The organism is Spirosoma flavum (assembly GCF_042686045.1).
GTDB lineage: Bacteria > Bacteroidota > Bacteroidia > Cytophagales > Spirosomataceae > Spirosoma > Spirosoma flavum.
On sequence record NZ_JBHUOM010000007.1, the window covers coordinates 122420 to 140017 of the forward strand.

The window sequence follows — 17598 nt, forward strand, 5'->3', positions numbered from 1 at the left end:
ATGGCCGAACTCGTAATAAACGGAACCCCAATGCATTACCAGCTCGACGGCCTTGAGCAAGGGCCAATGTTGCTGTTTTCCAATTCATTAGGCGCTGATCTGACAATGTGGGATAGCGTAGTGGATAAACTACGAACCCATTTCCGAATGCTGCGCTACGATACGCGCGGACATGGACAGACGCCCTCTTCAACTAACCCCATTCGTATAGATGATCTGGGCCGGGATGTAATCGGATTAGTAGATGCACTGGAAATTTCTAAGGTCTATTTCTGTGGGTTGTCGATAGGTGGATTAATCGGTCAATGGCTGGCGATTCATCATCCAGAACGCATTACAAAACTGGTTCTTTGCAATACAGCCGCTAAAATCGGTACGCCTGCTACGTGGAATGAACGCATCAAAACCGTTAGTCAGCAGGGCGTTTCGGTTATTGCCGAAGCAGTGCTTGATCGTTGGCTAACACCTGCATTTGGACAGGCTAATCCGACTTTGCGAAACCAGCTCGTAACCAAATTTCGCGCTACATCAGTCGATGGGTACGTAGCCTGTTGCGCGGCCATTCGGGATACTGATTTACGAGATGACATTCATCGCATCACCGTACCAACGCTCATTATTGCGGGCACCTATGATCCGGTGACAACCGTTGCGGATGGGCAGTTTCTGCAGAAAGAAATCCCTGATGCTCAATTAATTGAGCTGCCAGCCGCGCACTTGTCGGCAGTTGAAGTCGCTGGTACATTTGCTCAGGCTCTACAAGAGTTTCTACCTGAACCGGATCGTGCTACCTATGATGCAGGTATGGCTGTCCGTCGGGATGTGTTGGGCAGTGCCCACGTCGACCGAGCTAACGCGGGCATTACAGATTTCAATGCTGATTTTCAGGATTTTATTACCCGCTACGCCTGGGGCGAAATCTGGACCCGGCCTGGTTTGTCACGTCATTCCAGAAGCCTCATAACACTGGGGATGCTGATTGCACTTAACCGCGAAGCGGAATTCAAAATGCACGTACGGGCAGCTTTCAACAACGGCGTAACCGTGGATGAAATCAAGGAAGTGATCATGCATTCGGCGCTGTATTGTGGTCTGCCAGCTGCTAATACCGCTTTCCATGCCGCGAGCGAAATTCTAAACGAACAACGTCCATGAACCACCAGACACAGGTCGGTATTATCGGAGCCGGGCCAGCAGGACTGTTGCTGTCACAACTGTTGGATCAGCAGGGCATTCGTTCGGTTGTACTGGAAAACCGCTCGCAGGAGCGCGTTGAGAGTCGGCAACGGGCAGGGCTACTCGAACAGAATACCGTTGACCGACTTCGTCAGGCCGGTGCCACTGACCGGCTTGACCGGGAAGGGCTTGTTCATGATGGAATTATCCTGAGTTATAATGGCCAGCGGCATCGCATTGATCTGGTTGAACTGACCAGTGGCTCTCGGGTGACTATCTATGCTCAAACGGAAGTGGTGAAAGATCTGATACGTCTGCGACTTGGCAGCACTCCGCTGGACGCGGAAGTTCCTATTTCATTTGAGGCCGAAGCGACACGCATCGATGGGTTGGAAAGCTCTTCTCCGACGATTCACTACACACAAAACGGCGAAGCGCATACGCTCACCTGCGATTTTGTGGCGGGTTGCGATGGTTTTCATGGTATTAGTCGTGCGTCGATCCCTGCTGAACTGACTAAAGTTTACGACAAAGTTTACCCCTACTGCTGGTTGGGCATTCTGGCGAAGGTACCCCCTTCTACTCATGAATTAATCTATGCCTACCACGAGCGGGGATTTGCCCTACACAGTATGCGTTCACCGGAAATTTCCCGGCTGTATGTGCAGTGTAACGTGACGGATACACTGGAAGACTGGCCCGACGAGCGCATCTGGGCCGAACTCCAGATTCGACTGGGTTCAACGGGATGGGTACTGGCTGAAGGGCCGATTCTGGAAAAAACCATTACCCCCATGCGGAGCTTCGTGAGTGAGCCCATGCAATATGGGCGGCTCTTTCTGTCAGGTGATTCAGCGCACATTGTTCCACCAACGGGGGCCAAAGGGCTGAACATGGCCGTTGCCGATACAGGGAGTCTTTTTGACGCGCTGATGACCTGGTATCGCGAGGGAAGTCGTGCTAATTTAGACACGTATACGGCAGGATGCATGCGTCGGGTGTGGCGGGTGCAGGAGTTCTCTAACTTCATGACTGAGTTACTGCATCACAATCCGGACAGAACGCCTTTCGATGCTCACTTACAGACATCCCGATTCAATCAATTAATCACGAGCCGAGCCGCTTCGGCGCTGGTTGCCGAAAATTACGTAGGCCATGCGGCTAAACAATCCGCCGAAGCTACGACCTAAATCAACCTACCCGAAAGATCAAAATGTTCGGGTAGTTCTAACGGAATGAGTACGCTATGAAAACAGTACCACAACTTACCGTAGCTGCCGCTGCGGCTTTGGTGAACGACGGTGATACACTGCTGCAAGGCGGGTTTGGGATGACGGGCAACCCCGTTCACCTGATGCACGCGCTGGCAGAAATTGGCACGAAGAACCTGACGTTCGTTGGCAACAACACGGGCGAAATGGGCCTTGGTGGTGGTCGTCTCCTGCGGAATGGTCAAATCAAAAAGTTAATCGGCTCATTTTTTACCTCGAATCCAGATGCTGTGAAAGCGGCCCAGAGTGGCCAGGTGGCGTATGAATTATTACCGCAGGGAACGCTGGCCGAAGCCATTCGGGCGGGCGGAGCCGGTATCGGTGGATTTTACACGCCCACGTCGGCAGGAACCCCGCTGGCTCAAGGTCGTGAAACCAAAGTGATCGATGGCATTGAGCACGTATTTATCAAAAGTATCCGGGGTAATGTTGCTTTTGTGCGGGCGTGGCGGGCCGATACCGCAGGGAATCTGCACTACCGTATGACTGAAAATAACTTCAACAAGGCTATGGCCACAGCCGCCGATTTAGTCATTGCTGAAGTAGAAGAAATTGTGCCCGTGGGTCAGATCGCTCCAGAAGAAGTGCATACGCCCGGCTGTTTCATCGACTACCTGGTACAGGCTACCCTGACGTTGGAGGATTTGGGTAGTTCGGCCTCGGTTTCGACTTCCAGGAAAGTTGATGATGTTCGAATGAATATGGCCCGACGGGCATTGGCCGAGTTAAAAAAAGGCGATGTGGTCAATCTGGGGATCGGCATTCCAACCCTGGTTGCAGACCTGATTACTGACGAGCATGGCATCATTCTGCATACTGAAAACGGAATGCTGGGTGTTGGGCCTGCTCCGGCCGATGGGGGCGGAGCTATGAATTATCCGGTCAATGCAGGAAAAATTCCGGTTACCGCCCTGAAAGGAAGCAGTTATTTCGACAGCGCCGATTCATTTGCCATGATTCGGGGTGGGCATATCGACGTAGCGATCATGGGTGGTCTGGAAGTGGACGAAACCGCCAACTTAGCCAATTGGGCCGTTCCGGGAAAACCATTGTTGGGTGTAGGGGGAGCGATGGATTTAGCGAAGGGGGCGAAACGACTGATTATCACCATGACCCACGTTAATCCGGATGGTTCGTCTAAGATTGTTCCACAGTGCACCCTCCCGCTGACGGCAATGGACGTGGTCGATATGATTATCACTGATTTAGCCGTCTTTGCCTATCCAGCGGGTAAATTAACCCTATTGGAACTGATGCCCGGTGCCACGCTGGACGACGTGCGGGCTAAAACAAGCGCCACATGTTTGGTCAACCTGAGATAGTACTTATGAACGAAGCCTATATTGTTGACGCCATCCGCACCCCGATTGGCAGTTTTGGGGGTAGCCTTTCAACCGTACGAGCGGATGATCTGGCTGCGCTACCTATTAAAGAATTACTCAGGCGGAATCCGAATTTGCCAGCTGATGCTATCGACGATGTCGTGCTGGGGTGTCATAATCAGGCGGGTGAGGATAATCGGAACGTTGCCCGCATGGCGCTCTTGCTGGCCGGGTTGCCTTATACTGTGCCAGGCGAAACGATCAATCGGCTGTGTTCATCGGGCATGTCGGCGGTGATTCATGCCAATCGAGCCATCAGAGCGGGCGATGGCGACGTGTTCATTGCTGGCGGTATGGAACACATGACACGGGGGCCATGGGTGATCTCCAAAACATCGAAACCCTATGGAAACGATGCGCAGATGTTCGATTCCAGCTTTGGCTGGCGGTTTATTAACGCCAAAATGCAGGCTATGTATGGGGTTGATGCAATGGGCATAACGGCCGAGAATCTGGCCGAAATCTACCACATCAGCCGCGAAGATCAGGACCTGTTTGCTTATAATTCCCAGCAAAAAGCAACTAACGCACAGCAATCGGGTCGAATGGCGGAGGAGATTATGGCTGTCGAAATTCCGGCAAAAAAAGGAGAACCTACCGTTTTTAAAACCGATGAATTCGTTAAGCCCAAGACCTCGCTGGACGTGCTGGCTACCCTAAAACCGGCCTTCAAAAAAGAGGGGGGCGTTACGGCAGGTAACTCCGCTGGTTTGAACGATGGGGCTGCTGCTATGATCGTCGCTTCGAAAGAGGGCATAAATCGCTATCAATTAACGCCCAAAGCCCGCATTGTCGCGTCTGCTGTAGTCGGCGTTGAGCCGCGTATTATGGGAATTGGTCCGGTTCCGGCTACGAAGAAAGCCCTGCAAAAAGCTGGTTTACGGCTAGATGATATCGATGTGATTGAACTAAATGAAGCCTTTGCGGCCCAGTCGCTGGCCTGCATCCGGCAATTGGGAATGGCCGACAACGACCCCCGCATCAATCCAAATGGGGGAGCCATCGCTCTGGGGCATCCACTGGGTATGTCGGGAACACGGCTGGTGCAAACCGCTGTGCTCGAATTGCAACGGCAGAACAAACGCTACGCCCTGGCGACAATGTGTGTGGGTGTAGGCATGGGCTATGCCGTTGTGCTTGAGCGGGTAAGTTAATGAATTGAACAGATCGACTATATACTCTTTAACCTTATATCAAACCAAATGAAAACTCCTCCGTTTCGGGCCGATCATGTAGGCAGCCTACTACGTACGCCCGATGTAAAAGAAAATCGCCTTAAGTGGAAAAAAGGCGAGATTACAGCCGATGAATTGCGGGCTATTGAAGATAAAGCGATTGCAGAAACGGTTCGAAAACTAGAATCTACCGGCATGCGCTCCATTACCGATGGGGAATTTCGCCGGGATTATTTCCACCTCGATTTTCTGAAAGAACTTGCGGGAGTTTCCGTTACAGGTGGTATTGATGCCAACCCGAACGCCCGAGTTGCCGAGGATAATTTTAAACCTCCCGTGTTGAGCGTAACAGGTAAACTAAAGCACGTCAACGATATTCAGGTGGCAGACTTCAATTACCTGAAATCAGTCGTGATGCAAACCCCCAAAGTATCTATCCCGTCGCCAACAATGATTCACTTCCGGGGTGGGCGTAAATCCATCGATATCAATTCGTACCCCGACATGGACGAGTTTTTCCACGATCTGTCGGCCGCCTATCGTCAGGAAATTGACCATTTATATCAGGCTGGGCTGCGTTATCTGCAACTGGACGATACTAATCTGGCCTATCTGTGCGACCCAAAGATGCGGGCTGCGGCTGTGGAGCGGGGCGAAGATCCGAATGAGTTACCCCGCACCTATGCGGCTCTGATTAACTCGGTAATCGATGATCGACCCGATGATTTAACCGTAGGCATTCACCTGTGTCGGGGTAACTACCGCAGCACTTGGTTTGCAGAGGGCGGGTATGAACCTGTAGCGGAGGTGCTTTTCAATGAAATTAACGTCGACGCCTATTTTCTGGAATATGACGACGAGCGCTCTGGCGATTTTGCTCCGTTACGGTTCGTTCCGAAGGATAAGCAAGTAGTGCTGGGTATTATTTCGTCGAAAGTTCGGACGTTGGAAGACATAGATGATTTAGCCAAACGTATCGATGAAGCAGCCCAATATATGCCATTAGACAACCTATCTGTTAGTCCGCAATGTGGCTTTTCGTCCACTCACCACGGCAATGATTTAACCTTCGACGACCAATGGCGGAAACTGGAATTGGTGACCAACACGGCCATTAAGGTCTGGGGTACACCCTGATAGTTGCTGATTTTGTCACTGCTAATTAGTTGATTATAAATAGTTTGGTAACTACATAACCCGTTCCTGATTTTTCCTAACCGTATCGAATCAATGGAAGTGAGTCCGAGAAACCTGCTTGACAAACAACCGCTAACAGGACTTCAATACGCCACCGTATTTATATGCTGGCTGATGAACATGCTCGATGGTATGGATGTGATGGTGATTTCCTATGCGGCACCCGCCATTGCCAAAGCCTGGCAGGTGAGTCCCGAAGCTTTAGGCGTCGTATTCAGCTCAGGCCTGTTCGGTATGACCTTTGGGGCTTTGTTTTTAGCTCCTTTTGCCGATACGATCGGGCGAAAATCCATGATTCTGCTCAGTGCTGCTATCATGGGTATCAGTATTTACCTGACATCCCAGGCGAGTTCTATCGGATTCTTAATCGCGTTTCGGTTTCTGAGCGGGATAGGTATTGGCAGTATGCTGGCCAGTACGGCAGCTCTGGTGGCGGAGTATACGCCCGATAAAACGAAAGATTTCTGGGTGAGTGTTGTTATTGGCGGTTATCCGGTTGGTGCGGTTCTGTCGGGTCTGGTCGCGGCCCGCGTCATTCCCGTGTCGGGTTGGCAAACCATGTTTCAACTGGCGGGTATGGCCACTCTTGTCGCGCTGCCCGTTATCTATTTCTTCCTGACTGAATCGCTGGAGTTTTATCTGCAATCGCAGCCCCCAAATGCGCTGGCGAACGCGAATCTGATTTTAGCCAGGATGCAACGTAACACGATCACGTCATTGCCCGCCAAACCTGTTCAACGGCAGGGAATTCCCCTAACATCCATTCTGGCGGATGACTATAAAATTCCAACGATTCAGCTATGGGTTGCTTTATTTCTATCGTTTGCTACGTTGTATTTTCTCACGAGCTGGATTCCCAAGCTGGCTTCCAGTGCGGGTTTATCGATTGAATTAGCCATTTATGCCGGAACGGTTTTCAATGTCGGTGCCTTTTTCGGTATTGTCACCCAGGGCTACATTTCCAGCCGGATTGGACTCAAAAAAACAATCGGTATCTTCTTGATTATGACGGGTTTGCTCATGGCAGCTTTCAGTCTATTTAAAGGGTCGTCGGTCCTGCTTCTGGTGTTCGGGCTGCTCGGTTTTGGTATTCAGGGTGGTTTTGTGGGCCTGTATGCCGTTGCCGCCCGTATGTACCCGACCGGGTTTCGAACAACGGGCGTTGGCTGGGCAATCGGGATGGGTCGATTGGGCGGTATTATTGGCCCCGCTATGGGCGGAGTACTCATTGGAATGGGACTTTCGATGGGCACTAACTTTTTGATCTATGCGCTGCCGACCATTCTGGCGGGTATTATGACCCTCTATATTTCGTCTCCGAAAATTCGGTGAACTTGCTTAGACCGTTTTTGCCCTAACTAAGCTGGCCATTGCCTGCACCAACGGAGATGACCGTTCCGATTTGTGAATCAGAACGTGTTGAATAACAATCTGTTTGAAGGGTGTGCTGTCGGTGTTAATGATCGGCATCGACAGCAAATTGGGTTCCTGATGCAAATCCAGTGAAGCCGGAATAAACGCAAGTCCTTTTCCTAGCCGAACCATACTTTTCAGTAGATCGAAAGAGGGAACAACCTGCACAATGTTGCTTTCCCGATTAACATTCGCCTGGCGGCAAACGGCCTCGATCTGCCCAAAAAACAAGCCCGCTTCCGGTCCGTGATCAATCCACTTTTCGTGTCGTAACTGTTCCAGCCTGACCGACGTATTGGTTGCCAGTGGATGGTCTCGGTTCATTAGGATACTGAAATCGGTTTCAGCGTACGGTGTCGTTAGTAATCCTTCGTAGACTAATGGCAGTACGGTCATCCCCAAATCAACCCGGTCGTTGGCCACCCACTCCTGAACCTGAGCGGTGTTGGGGAGTTCAACGATTTTGATTTCCACCGTTGGGCAGTGAGTTGAAAAAAGTTCGAGCATGCCCATGATCCGTTCGGGCAGAATCAGTTTGAAAACACCCAGTGTCACGACCTGTTGCCGGGCCCCTGCCTGCCGGGCGTTTCGGATTGCGTTGTCAGTTAATTGCAGAATTCGTTTGGCGTCGGTCAGTAAGGCTCTCCCGGCTTCGGTTAACTCAACCTTATGTAGTTGAGTGCGCTTAATGCCTACAAACAGCTCAATGCCTAGTTCGTTTTCCAGTAATTTAACCTGCTGGCTCAGTGCGGGTTGTGAGACAAATAGCTTCTGGGCAGCGTGACCAAAATGCAGTTCTTCTGCTACGCCCACAAAATATTTCAACTGACGTAATTCCATAATGTAGCAAACAGGACTGATTAGGGGCACATAGCCACCCTGATAAGTATTTCTTATGACAAGGTAAGAAAGAACGATTAGACTTTACCCGTATTATTTTGTCTTTTTGTTATGTCTTGCCCGAAGCCATTCAATGAAAAATTCCGTGCTGTCCCCTATCGGGCTACTTATTTGCTTACTTGTTTGCCAACCGTCGTTTCAGGTTTTGGCACAAAAAGAGTTGGCATCAACTGGTCCACAAGCTCCTCAACTGGAGTTTGTTTGTGAACTACATGTAAAGATTGCCCCAGCTATGGTCGTCGGCGAAACACCACATGGTACACGGCGCATCATCCCGATAACGGGCAGAACCTTCAGCGGTCCCAACATGAAGGGAACCATCATCAACGGTGGGGCTGACTGGCAGATTCTGCGAAAAGATGGAACGACGGAACTCAGCGCGCTTTATACGCTCCAGACTGACGATGGGGTTCTTATCTACGTCAATAACAAAGGCATTCGGACGGCGACTCCTGAGGTGGCCCGACGAATTGCCAACGGCGAAAAAGTAAGCCCCAACGACTACTATTTCCGGGCCGCTCCCACCTTTGAAACCCCACCGGGCAAGTACGAATGGCTTACCCAAACGCTATTTATCTCGAAAGGCATTCGCGATCCGGATGGAGTGATTATTCAAGTCTGGAAAATATTGTAATAGCATGCCGTTGAAGCCCTCACTCCGTTAGGCCATACCGCTAGGCGATTGACAATAAAGTACGAGTGGCTCCATTGGTAAACATAGCCAAAGGTGAACGTTTTCAAGTCTGATTTATCGTGCTCTACCCTTTTGCAAACTAATTTCCCGCATCCGCTATGTTGCCATTACCCGATACGTTATATACTGAAATTCAGGACAACGTCCTTATTGTCAAACTCAATCGTCCCGACAAACGCAATGCCCTCAACGACGAGTTGATTCTGGGCATTGAGCAGGTATTTGCTAACATACCGTCGGGGATAGGTTGTGCCATTATTTACGGCGAAGGCAAGCATTTCAGCGCGGGTCTCGACTTGTCGTCACTAACTGAACGCGACGCGGTACAAGGGTTGCATCATTCCCGGATGTGGCATCGAGCGTTGGATCGGGTACAGTTTGGTACGGTTCCCGTCATTGCTATTTTGCACGGAGCCTGCGTAGGTGGTGGACTCGAATTAGCCAGTGCCTGCCACATTCGGGTAGCTGAAACGTCTACCTTTTATGCCTTACCCGAAGGACAGCGTGGCATTTTTGTCGGCGGAGGAGCTTCCGTTCGTGTGCCTAAACTGATTGGGCTGGCCCGCATGACCGACATGATGCTGACGGGACGTGTCTATCCTGCCAACGAAGGCATGGCGATTGGTCTATCACAATACGTGGTTGAGGAAGGTGCCGGGTTGACAAAAGGCATTGAATTGGCGAAGAAAGTGGCGTCAAACGCTGGTATGACTAATTATGCGCTGATGCATATTCTACCCAGAATAGCGGATTCGGGTCAGGAACAAGGCCTGATGATGGAATCGCTTACGGCGGCTATTGCCCAGAATGCGCCCGAAGCCAAAGCACGATTGAGGGATTTTTTAGACGGGAAAGCCAAAAAAGTCGGAGACGCATGACAACCCTCAACCTCAAACAAACTCCCTTTCGGCCCGTTCAGTTTGGACCCGTCAGCATTGAAAAAATTACTCGTCCCGATGGAACGCTCCTACTACGCTCGACGGAAACGCTGGCTCCTCACCCCAATCGCATGACAGAACGTCTGCCGCATTGGGCTTCGGCTACGCCCGATCGGGTGTTTATGGGTCAGCGCGATAGCAACGGTAACTGGCGAACCGTAAGCTTTGCGCAGACCTTCACCATTGTCAGGAAACTGGCCCAGGGATTAATCGATTTGGGGCTGACAGCCGAAACATCCATGGCGATTCTCTCGGAAAACAGCATCGAACACGGTCTAATGGCTTTGGCTGCCCTGCACGTTGGGATTCCGTATTCGGCCATTAGTCCGGCCTATTCGTTACGTTCGACCGATTTTGCCAAATTGACCTATACCCTTGAGCTACTGGCACCGAAGCTTATATTTGTATCGAATGGCCAGCAGTACGAAAAAGCCCTGCGGGCCTGTGCCGGAGCCGCTCACATGGTATACGTTTATCAGGCACCGGAGGGCGTAAATGCCATCGCCTTCGATACGTTGCTGGATACGTTGCCCACGGATGCGGTTGAGGAGGCTTTTGCGGCTGTTAAGCCCGAAACTGTGGCCAAAATTCTGTTTACGTCCGGCACATCGGGCTTTCCCAAAGGCGTTATCAATACACACGGGATGGTTTGTACCAACTGGCAGCAAATCACCCAGACGTTTCCGTTTTTGACCGATGACGACCTGACTATTATAGATTGGCTCCCCTGGAATCATACGTTTGGTGGGAATCATAACTTCGGGCTCATGCTCTTCAATGGCGGTTCGCTCTACATTGATGAAGGCACACCCACACCCAAAGGCATTACTATCACCGTTGCCAATCTGCGCGATATTGCCCCAACCTTATACTTCAACGTACCCAAGGGCTTCGAAGAACTGATTCCGTATTTTCGGCGTGACAAAGCGCTATGCGAACACTTTTTCAGCCGATTGAAACTTTTGTTTTATGCCGGTGCCGGGATGGCGCAGCACGTTTGGGATGCCTTTGAAGAACTGGCCTACGAGACGACCGGCGAGCGGGTCGTTATCGCAACGGGGCTGGGTTGCACCGAATCGAGTCCATCGGCCTTATTTGCCACCAAAGCCGGTAGCTTTGCCGGCATGTTGGGTGTACCCGTACCGGGCCTTGACCTGAAACTAGTACCGAATGGTGGCAAACTTGAAGCCCGCTACCGGGGAGCCAACATTACACCCGGCTACTGGCGGCAACCCGACGCAACGGCCAGTGCTTTTGACGACGAAGGGTTTTATTGCACCGGCGATGCTCTCAAATTTGTTGACCCCAACGACCCTAACGAGGGGGTCGTGTTTGATGGGCGCATTGCCGAAGACTTTAAACTTGACACCGGCACGTGGGTGAGCGTAGGAAATCTGCGCACCAAACTCATCACGATTGGTAATGGATTGATTCAGGATGTGGTCATTACGGGCCACGACCGGGCGTTTGTCGGTGCCATCGTGATTCCTAATATCGAGTATTGCTGTCGATTGAGTGGTTATCCTGCCCATGTTCCGTTGCCGGAGCTGGTTGCTCATAAAACCGTAATTAATGCGTTGGCAGACGTGCTCAATAGCCTGAAAAACGAGGAGGGCGGTAGCTCGACACTGATCAAAAAAGCCGTTTTTGCCGATTTTACGCTATCGTTAGATGGGGGTGAACTTACCGACAAAGGCTCCATAAACCAACGGGCCTTTCTGGCTAATCATCCGGAAATTGTTGACGAATTATACAAGAACTAGACAGATCCATGACTAAGAGCATCGCCCAACGTTTCCTTCTTTTCGCTGGCTTATTAAGCGGCGTTTCGGCCCTGGCACAATCCGCAGTTTCCTCCATTGATTCGGGGAGTATCAATGGCGCACGCTACCAGATCGTTTTCCCGAAGGGCTGGACAACAGCGCCAGCCAAACGATTGGTGATGTTCGCCCATGGCTATGAGTTTGTTGGGTCGCCCGCACAGAGTCGCAGCAATCGATGGCTCAATACCGTGCAGCCTTTTTTAGAGCGGGGATTTGCCGTGGCGGCTTCCGACTACCGCAAACAGGGGTTTGCACTGGCCGAAGGGGTGGACGATACCGAAGCCTTACGTGCGTTTTTCATCAAAAAATATAGTCGGCCCGACACGACCATTATGGTTGGTCAGTCGATGGGCGGTGGGGTGGCGCTGGCTACTCTCGAAAATTTCGGACAATACTATCAGGGCGGTTTGCCGATGTGCCCCTTATCGAGTCGCCCGTATCTGCAATGCCGCAAGGAGTTCGATATGTACGCGACCTTCAATGGGTTGTTTCCGGGCGTTGTTACGTCCCTGGCCGAAATTTTCGATGTCTCAAAACCGTATCAGGCTCAGGCTGGCAATACCATGCAGGCCAAAGCAGCGGCCATCAGGAAAGCTATTTTTGCGAAAGACTCGCTGTTGGCCGTAGCCTTCGCCAAACGGTTCGATTTAAAAATGGATGACTTACCGTTCTCCCTGTTTTTCAATGAAAATGTGCTGCGCGATATTGCCCAACAGGCAAAAGGCAACCCGTTCGATAATACAAACACCCTATACAGCGGCTTCCCAAACGATCTCGTAGTGAATCAGAAAGCCGAACGGCTGGCAGCAACGGTCAGCCCGGATGGCCTTTTCGGAAAATACGACCGCACGGGTAACATCATTCGGCCAGTTGTCCTGCTGCACACCGTCTATGACCAGTTGATCCCTCCGCAATATGGCGTCGTGAATTTTGAAAACATGATCCATAAGCAGGGTAAAGATGCGCTGTTTGTGGTGAAGTACACCAATGGGCAGGGGCATTGTCAGTTCAAACCCCAGCAAGTTGCCACGGCCTTCGACGCCCTGCGCCAGTGGATAGCAACCGGCCAGAAAGCGAAGGCGGGTATGATCGACTAATCTACATAAAACACAGATGACAATTCAGGATCACGTTTTTATCGTTACGGGAGCAGCCTCTGGCTTAGGTGCGGCCACGGCCAAACTTCTGGTCGACAATGGGGGTTTCGCGTTGCTGGCCGACATTAATTCGGAAGCTGGTGCAGCCATGGAAACAGCCCTCGGCGCTCGTGCCAAATTTGTTCAGACCGACGTAACGGACGAAGCCAGCGTACAAAACGCCATAGATACGGCACTCGCTCAGTTTGGCGGATTGCATGGAGCCATCAACTGCGCGGGTATTGGTCCGGCCGAGCGGGTAGTCGGCAAAAAGGGACCGCACTCATTAGCCAGCTTCACCCGAACCGTTACAATCAACCTGATTGGTACATTTAACATGCTGCGGCTGGCTGCGGCAGTTATCCAGCACAACCAGCCAGTAAGCAGCGGTGAACGGGGTATCCTGATCAATACGGCATCGGTGGCCGCGTACGACGGGCAAATCGGGCAAGCAGGCTATGCAGCATCAAAGGCCGGAATTGTGGGGATGACCCTACCCATTGCCCGTGAATTGGCCCGGTTTGGCATTCGGGTCATGACCATTGCACCCGGTATATTTGAGACGCCACTGCTGGCTAGTTTGCCCGAAGAAACCCGGCTATCGCTCGGTCAGCAGGTTCCGTTTCCATCGCGACTTGGCCAGCCTGCCGAATTTGCGGCCCTGGTTAAACACATTATCGAAAATCAAATGCTCAACGGCGAAACAATCCGGCTCGATGGAGCTATCCGGATGGGCGCAAAATAAATACCTTTGGTTTACCTAGAAAAACTCAAAGACAAATCTGATGCTATCAATTATTCAACAGCAACTCCGAAACCCTGACAAAACAGCCATTATCGCCCACGGTCATTCATATAGTTTTCAGGATTTACAGACAGGCTCCCAGCAGTTTGCGCGAACCTTACTGAAAAACAGCGCGGATCTTGCCGAAATGCGGGTTGCATTTATGGTCGTTCCCGGCTTCGATTATGTGCGTGTCCAATGGGGTATATGGCAGGCGGGCGGTATTGCGGTGCCCCTTTGCATAACCTACCCGTTGGCGTCGCTCCAGTACGTAATTGAGGATACGGAGGCCGAAATTATTGTGGTCTCGCCCGAATTCGAATCTGTTTTAACCGATTATTCGGCACAGCAGGGAATCCGATTGATCGTGTTAGGCGCTGATGACAAACCCGCCCCAGTGGGTGTTTTGCCGCCTGTTACCCTCAGCCATCGTGCCCTGATTTTGTATACGAGTGGCACCACCAATCTGCCCAAAGGGGTAGTAACTACGCATGCAAACATCGACGCGCAGGTGTCTACTCTCGTACAGGCCTGGGCGTATTCTGAACAGGATATTATTTTGTGCGTTTTGCCCCTGCACCATGTACACGGCATCATCAACGTGATTTCCTGCACCTTATGGGCGGGCGGCACCGTTGAGTTTTTGCCAAACTTTGCGCCAGAAAAGGTGTTCGACTGGTTTGCGAAAATAGCACTGGGGAGCCAGGACGGCCTGTTTATGGCCGTACCGACCATTTATTTTAAACTCATCGCCTATTTTGACCAGCTTCCCGAAGCGCAGAAACAAGCGTTAACGGCTAGTATGGCAACATTTCGACTGATGGTGTCCGGGTCAGCTGCGTTGCCCGTTTCGGTTATGGAGAAATGGGAAACCATTAGCGGACACCGGCTGCTGGAACGCTATGGCATGACCGAAATAGGAATGGCCATTAGCAATCCATACGAGGGCGAACGCCGGGCAGGTCACATTGGGCAGGCATTACCGGGCGTGCAAATCCGATTGGTCGATGAACAGCATAACGATGTAGCACCCGGCGTGGATTCGCCCGGCGAAATTCTGGTGAAAGGAGCGAATGTATTTCAGGAATACTGGCGCAAAAAAGAAGCCACCGAAGCGACATTTACGACGGACGGCTGGTTCAAAACGGGCGATGTTGCCGTGCTGGATGATAGCTATTATAAGATCCTGGGCCGAAACTCGGTTGATATTATCAAGTCGGGGGGCTATAAAATATCGGCGTTAGAAATTGAAGAAGTCCTGCGGACATATCCCCAGATCAATGATTGCAGCGTGGTCGGTCTGGATAATGAAGAGTGGGGCGAGTTGGTCGTTGCCGCCCTTGTTGTCAATGACGGGTCGCTCGATTTGACAGTGTTGAATGCCTGGATTCGTGAGAAAATGCCCGCCTATAAAGTGCCGAGGCAATATAAAATTGTGGACGATCTCCCGCGCAATGCCATGGGAAAAGTTACCAAAAACGAGCTAAAAAAAATATTTGTCGTGGTGTCGGGTTCTTAAACCCGACACCACGACAAACGGACACCGGACTTATAACTCCTATAAACGATTAATAACGATGCTAATCAGAGGTGTAGCGCTTTTATCGGGCTGTTTTCTGGCCGGTCAGCTAGTCGGCGAAACGATTGGTCGACTTATTCACATTGATGCCAATGTAGGCGGGGTCGGTTTTGCCATGTTATTCCTGGTATACGCCCAAAACTGGCTGGAAAAACGGAATAAAATTAATCTGGAAATGGAAAGCGGTATCCTGTTCTGGAGCAAAATGTACATCCCTGTTATTGTGGCTATGGCAGCTACGCAAAATGTACGGGTGGCGCTGTCGAGTGGTGCCATAGCGCTGCTAGCGGGCATCATACCTGTTATCCTCTGTTTAGTGTTAGTGCCTATCGTAGCGAAATTATCCTTAAAAGGAACGGAAGAATGGAGTATATAACGACCCTGTTATCAAAAAACGGATTGATCGTTGCCTTTTTTTCGATCGGCCTTATTATGTACGCATCCGATTTTTTATCCGACAAACTCACCAACAAAAAGATACCCGCATCGGCTATCGCCATCTTTCTGGGTTTGGTAATTTCTTACATTGGAGGTATCCTTACGGGCGGTAATAAAGGCATTGCCGACATCAAACAATTAAGCGGATTTGAACTCATGGGCGGAGCCATGTTTAGAGACTTCGCCATTGTTTCGACCGCAATGGGAGTGAGTTTTGCCATTATTAAAAAAACGGGACTAGCGGGTATCATTTCACTTTTTACGGGTGTCATTCTCACTTTTTTATGTGGGTCGCTCATTGCGTATGCCATGGGTTATCGGGATGCCAAAAGCATCACAACCATTGGTGCCGGAGCCTGCACATTTATTGTCGGGCCCGTTACCGGGGCAGCCATCGGGGCTTCGTCTGATGCGATTGCAAACAGTATTGCCACAGGCCTCGTGAAATCCATTTTAGTCACGATTGGCACACCACTGGTGGCCCGTTTTATCGGCTTAAATAATCCAGTAACGGCCATGGTCTTTGGTGGGTTGATCGGCACAACGAGTGGTGTTGCCGCCGGATTAGCGTCTACCGATCCGAAGCTGGTGCCGTATGGCGCCATGACAGCTACCTTTTACACGGGTTTAGGTTGTTTACTCTGCCCATCGATATTGTACCTGCTGGTCAAGGTAATTGTCGGTTAAATTTTCTTAATGACGCCTGTTGAATCGCGTAGACCTAGCAAACAGAACATGATTGATTTAGCTAAAATCGTTGCCATCGACGTACATACCCACGCCGAAGTATCGTGCAAACAGCCGCACGACGATTACCGACCAGAGTTTGATGAGGCCTTTGCCAGGTACTTTAAATCGACCCACCGGCCTACTATTCAGGAAACGATCACGTATTACCGGGAGCAGAATATGGCGTTTATCATGTTCACCATTGACTCGGAACATGAAACCGGCAAACGACGGATTCCGAACGAAGAGGTAGCCGAAGCTGCCCTCGAAAACTCTGACGTAATGATTGCCTTCGCCAGCATCGATCCGCACAAAGGCCGGATGGGTGCCCGGGAAGCCAAACGGCTGATTGAGGATTTTGGCGTAAAAGGATTCAAGTTTCACCCAACGGTGCAGGGTTTTTACCCCAATGACCGGATGGCCTACCACCTTTACGAAGTGATTGCGGCCGCTGGCTTGCCCATGCTTTTCCATTCCGGCCATTCCGGTTTTGGATCGGGGGTTCGGGGCGGGGGCGGCTTGCGGCTTGACTACTCCAACCCAATTCATCTGGACGACGTAGCAATTGACTTCCCCGATTCGCCCATCATCATCGCCCATCCGTCATGGCCGTGGCAAGATGAAGCCTTGTCAGTATGTATGCACAAACCCAATGTTTATATTGACCTGTCGGGTTGGTCGCCAAAATATTTTCCGCCCCAACTGGTACAGTATGCCAATACGCAACTCAAACATAAGATGCTGTTCGGAACTGATTTTCCCTTGATTACGCCTGAGCGGTGGTTAAAAGATTTTGAGGTAGCCGGATTCAAAGATGAAGTAAAACCGCTGATTCTGAAGGAGAATGCAATTAAGATGCTGGGGTTGACCGTCTAAAACTAATTGTCCTTGCCAGAATTTAATCGGACGTTTTCGTGGACGATTTTCAGCGGTAGCTAATGGTAACACAACTCGTTCATTGAT

Annotated in this window: 16 protein-coding genes; 15 read left to right on the plus strand and 1 reads right to left on the minus strand. The window is 50.9% G+C overall.

Features of this window, described 5'->3' with window-relative positions:
* From pcaDC to ACFS25_RS14020, 6 genes are all read left to right on the plus strand, one after another.
* Complete coding sequence (pcaDC, locus tag ACFS25_RS31885) at positions 1-1155, plus strand: bifunctional 3-oxoadipate enol-lactonase/4-carboxymuconolactone decarboxylase PcaDC (protein ID WP_456242999.1); 1155 nt, start codon at positions 1-3, stop codon at positions 1153-1155.
* Positions 1152-2366 carry a 4-hydroxybenzoate 3-monooxygenase gene (locus ACFS25_RS14000; protein ID WP_381501801.1) on the plus strand — a complete coding sequence of 405 codons (1215 nt, stop codon included), beginning with the start codon at positions 1152-1154 and terminating at the stop codon, positions 2364-2366. The genes pcaDC and ACFS25_RS14000 overlap by 4 nt, the downstream gene beginning before the upstream one ends.
* Before the next feature lie 56 nt (positions 2367-2422).
* Positions 2423-3769: a 3-oxoacid CoA-transferase gene (locus ACFS25_RS14005; RefSeq protein WP_381501804.1), complete on the plus strand. Its 1347-nt coding sequence runs from the start codon at positions 2423-2425 to the stop codon at positions 3767-3769.
* Between the two features lie 5 nt (positions 3770-3774).
* Complete coding sequence (pcaF, locus tag ACFS25_RS14010) at positions 3775-4983, plus strand: 3-oxoadipyl-CoA thiolase (RefSeq protein WP_381501807.1); 1209 nt, start codon at positions 3775-3777, stop codon at positions 4981-4983.
* 48 nt (positions 4984-5031) lie between these two features.
* Positions 5032-6141 carry a 5-methyltetrahydropteroyltriglutamate--homocysteine S-methyltransferase gene (locus ACFS25_RS14015; protein WP_381501810.1) on the plus strand — a complete coding sequence of 370 codons (1110 nt, stop codon included), beginning with the start codon at positions 5032-5034 and terminating at the stop codon, positions 6139-6141.
* Between the two features lie 93 nt (positions 6142-6234).
* Positions 6235-7533: an MFS transporter gene (locus tag ACFS25_RS14020; protein WP_381501812.1), complete on the plus strand. Its 1299-nt coding sequence runs from the start codon at positions 6235-6237 to the stop codon at positions 7531-7533.
* Between the two features lie 6 nt (positions 7534-7539).
* Here the strand turns inward: ACFS25_RS14020 and ACFS25_RS14025 are convergent, their stop codons facing one another.
* A complete protein-coding gene (locus ACFS25_RS14025) occupies positions 7540-8454 on the minus strand; it encodes a LysR family transcriptional regulator (RefSeq protein ID WP_381501815.1) in 915 nt (304 codons plus the stop codon).
* Between the two features lie 133 nt (positions 8455-8587).
* Here ACFS25_RS14025 and ACFS25_RS14030 point away from each other — a divergent pair, with 133 nt between their 5' ends.
* The 9 genes from ACFS25_RS14030 to ACFS25_RS14070 all read left to right on the plus strand — a co-directional run bounded on the left by ACFS25_RS14030 (position 8588) and on the right by ACFS25_RS14070 (position 17511).
* Positions 8588-9148: a DUF3237 domain-containing protein gene (locus ACFS25_RS14030; protein ID WP_381501818.1), complete on the plus strand. Its 561-nt coding sequence runs from the start codon at positions 8588-8590 to the stop codon at positions 9146-9148.
* A gap of 158 nt (positions 9149-9306) precedes the next feature.
* Complete coding sequence (locus tag ACFS25_RS14035; protein ID WP_381501820.1) at positions 9307-10086, plus strand: crotonase/enoyl-CoA hydratase family protein; 780 nt, start codon at positions 9307-9309, stop codon at positions 10084-10086.
* A complete protein-coding gene (locus ACFS25_RS14040) occupies positions 10083-11909 on the plus strand; it encodes a feruloyl-CoA synthase (RefSeq protein WP_381501823.1) in 1827 nt (608 codons plus the stop codon). The genes ACFS25_RS14035 and ACFS25_RS14040 overlap by 4 nt, the downstream gene beginning before the upstream one ends.
* An 8-nt stretch (positions 11910-11917) precedes the next feature.
* Positions 11918-13066, plus strand: a complete 1149-nt coding sequence (locus ACFS25_RS14045; protein WP_381501826.1) for an alpha/beta hydrolase — start codon at positions 11918-11920, stop codon at positions 13064-13066.
* 16 nt (positions 13067-13082) lie between these two features.
* The gene (locus ACFS25_RS14050; protein ID WP_381501829.1) at positions 13083-13850 is read left to right on the plus strand and encodes a 3-hydroxyacyl-CoA dehydrogenase; all 768 of its coding nucleotides are present in this window, start codon (positions 13083-13085) and stop codon (positions 13848-13850) included.
* A gap of 40 nt (positions 13851-13890) precedes the next feature.
* Positions 13891-15408: an acyl-CoA synthetase gene (locus ACFS25_RS14055; protein ID WP_381501832.1), complete on the plus strand. Its 1518-nt coding sequence runs from the start codon at positions 13891-13893 to the stop codon at positions 15406-15408.
* A gap of 58 nt (positions 15409-15466) precedes the next feature.
* Positions 15467-15844, plus strand: a complete 378-nt coding sequence (gene madL, locus ACFS25_RS14060) for a malonate transporter subunit MadL (protein WP_381501835.1) — start codon at positions 15467-15469, stop codon at positions 15842-15844.
* Positions 15832-16593 (plus strand): malonate transporter subunit MadM, encoded by a 762-nt coding sequence (gene madM / locus ACFS25_RS14065; protein WP_381501839.1) that lies wholly within the window; start codon positions 15832-15834, stop codon positions 16591-16593. The genes madL and madM overlap by 13 nt, the downstream gene beginning before the upstream one ends.
* Positions 16594-16641: 48 nt before the next feature.
* Positions 16642-17511 (plus strand): amidohydrolase family protein, encoded by an 870-nt coding sequence (locus tag ACFS25_RS14070; protein ID WP_381501843.1) that lies wholly within the window; start codon positions 16642-16644, stop codon positions 17509-17511.
* The last annotated feature ends 87 nt before the right edge of the window (positions 17512-17598 follow it).

Bases quoted from the DNA above. Each gene is read 5' to 3' on its own strand.
- ACFS25_RS14045 (WP_381501826.1), top strand. From the start codon at position 11,918: ATGACTAAGAGCATCGCCCAACGTTTCCTTCTTTTCGCTGGCTTATTA.
- ACFS25_RS14050 (WP_381501829.1), top strand. From the start codon at position 13,083: ATGACAATTCAGGATCACGTTTTTATCGTTACGGGAGCAGCCTCTGGC.
- madL (WP_381501835.1), top strand. From the start codon at position 15,467: ATGCTAATCAGAGGTGTAGCGCTTTTATCGGGCTGTTTTCTGGCCGGT.
- ACFS25_RS14020 (WP_381501812.1), top strand. From the start codon at position 6,235: ATGGAAGTGAGTCCGAGAAACCTGCTTGACAAACAACCGCTAACAGGA.
- ACFS25_RS14005 (WP_381501804.1), top strand. From the start codon at position 2,423: ATGAAAACAGTACCACAACTTACCGTAGCTGCCGCTGCGGCTTTGGTG.
- ACFS25_RS14035 (WP_381501820.1), top strand. From the start codon at position 9,307: ATGTTGCCATTACCCGATACGTTATATACTGAAATTCAGGACAACGTC.
- ACFS25_RS14070 (WP_381501843.1), top strand. From the start codon at position 16,642: ATGATTGATTTAGCTAAAATCGTTGCCATCGACGTACATACCCACGCC.
- ACFS25_RS14030 (WP_381501818.1), top strand. From the start codon at position 8,588: ATGAAAAATTCCGTGCTGTCCCCTATCGGGCTACTTATTTGCTTACTT.
- ACFS25_RS14055 (WP_381501832.1), top strand. From the start codon at position 13,891: ATGCTATCAATTATTCAACAGCAACTCCGAAACCCTGACAAAACAGCC.
- ACFS25_RS14015 (WP_381501810.1), top strand. From the start codon at position 5,032: ATGAAAACTCCTCCGTTTCGGGCCGATCATGTAGGCAGCCTACTACGT.
- pcaF (WP_381501807.1), top strand. From the start codon at position 3,775: ATGAACGAAGCCTATATTGTTGACGCCATCCGCACCCCGATTGGCAGT.
- ACFS25_RS14000 (WP_381501801.1), top strand. From the start codon at position 1,152: ATGAACCACCAGACACAGGTCGGTATTATCGGAGCCGGGCCAGCAGGA.
- ACFS25_RS14040 (WP_381501823.1), top strand. From the start codon at position 10,083: ATGACAACCCTCAACCTCAAACAAACTCCCTTTCGGCCCGTTCAGTTT.
- madM (WP_381501839.1), top strand. From the start codon at position 15,832: ATGGAGTATATAACGACCCTGTTATCAAAAAACGGATTGATCGTTGCC.
- pcaDC (WP_456242999.1), top strand. From the start codon at position 1: ATGGCCGAACTCGTAATAAACGGAACCCCAATGCATTACCAGCTCGAC.
- ACFS25_RS14025 (WP_381501815.1), bottom strand. From the start codon at position 8,454: ATGGAATTACGTCAGTTGAAATATTTTGTGGGCGTAGCAGAAGAACTG.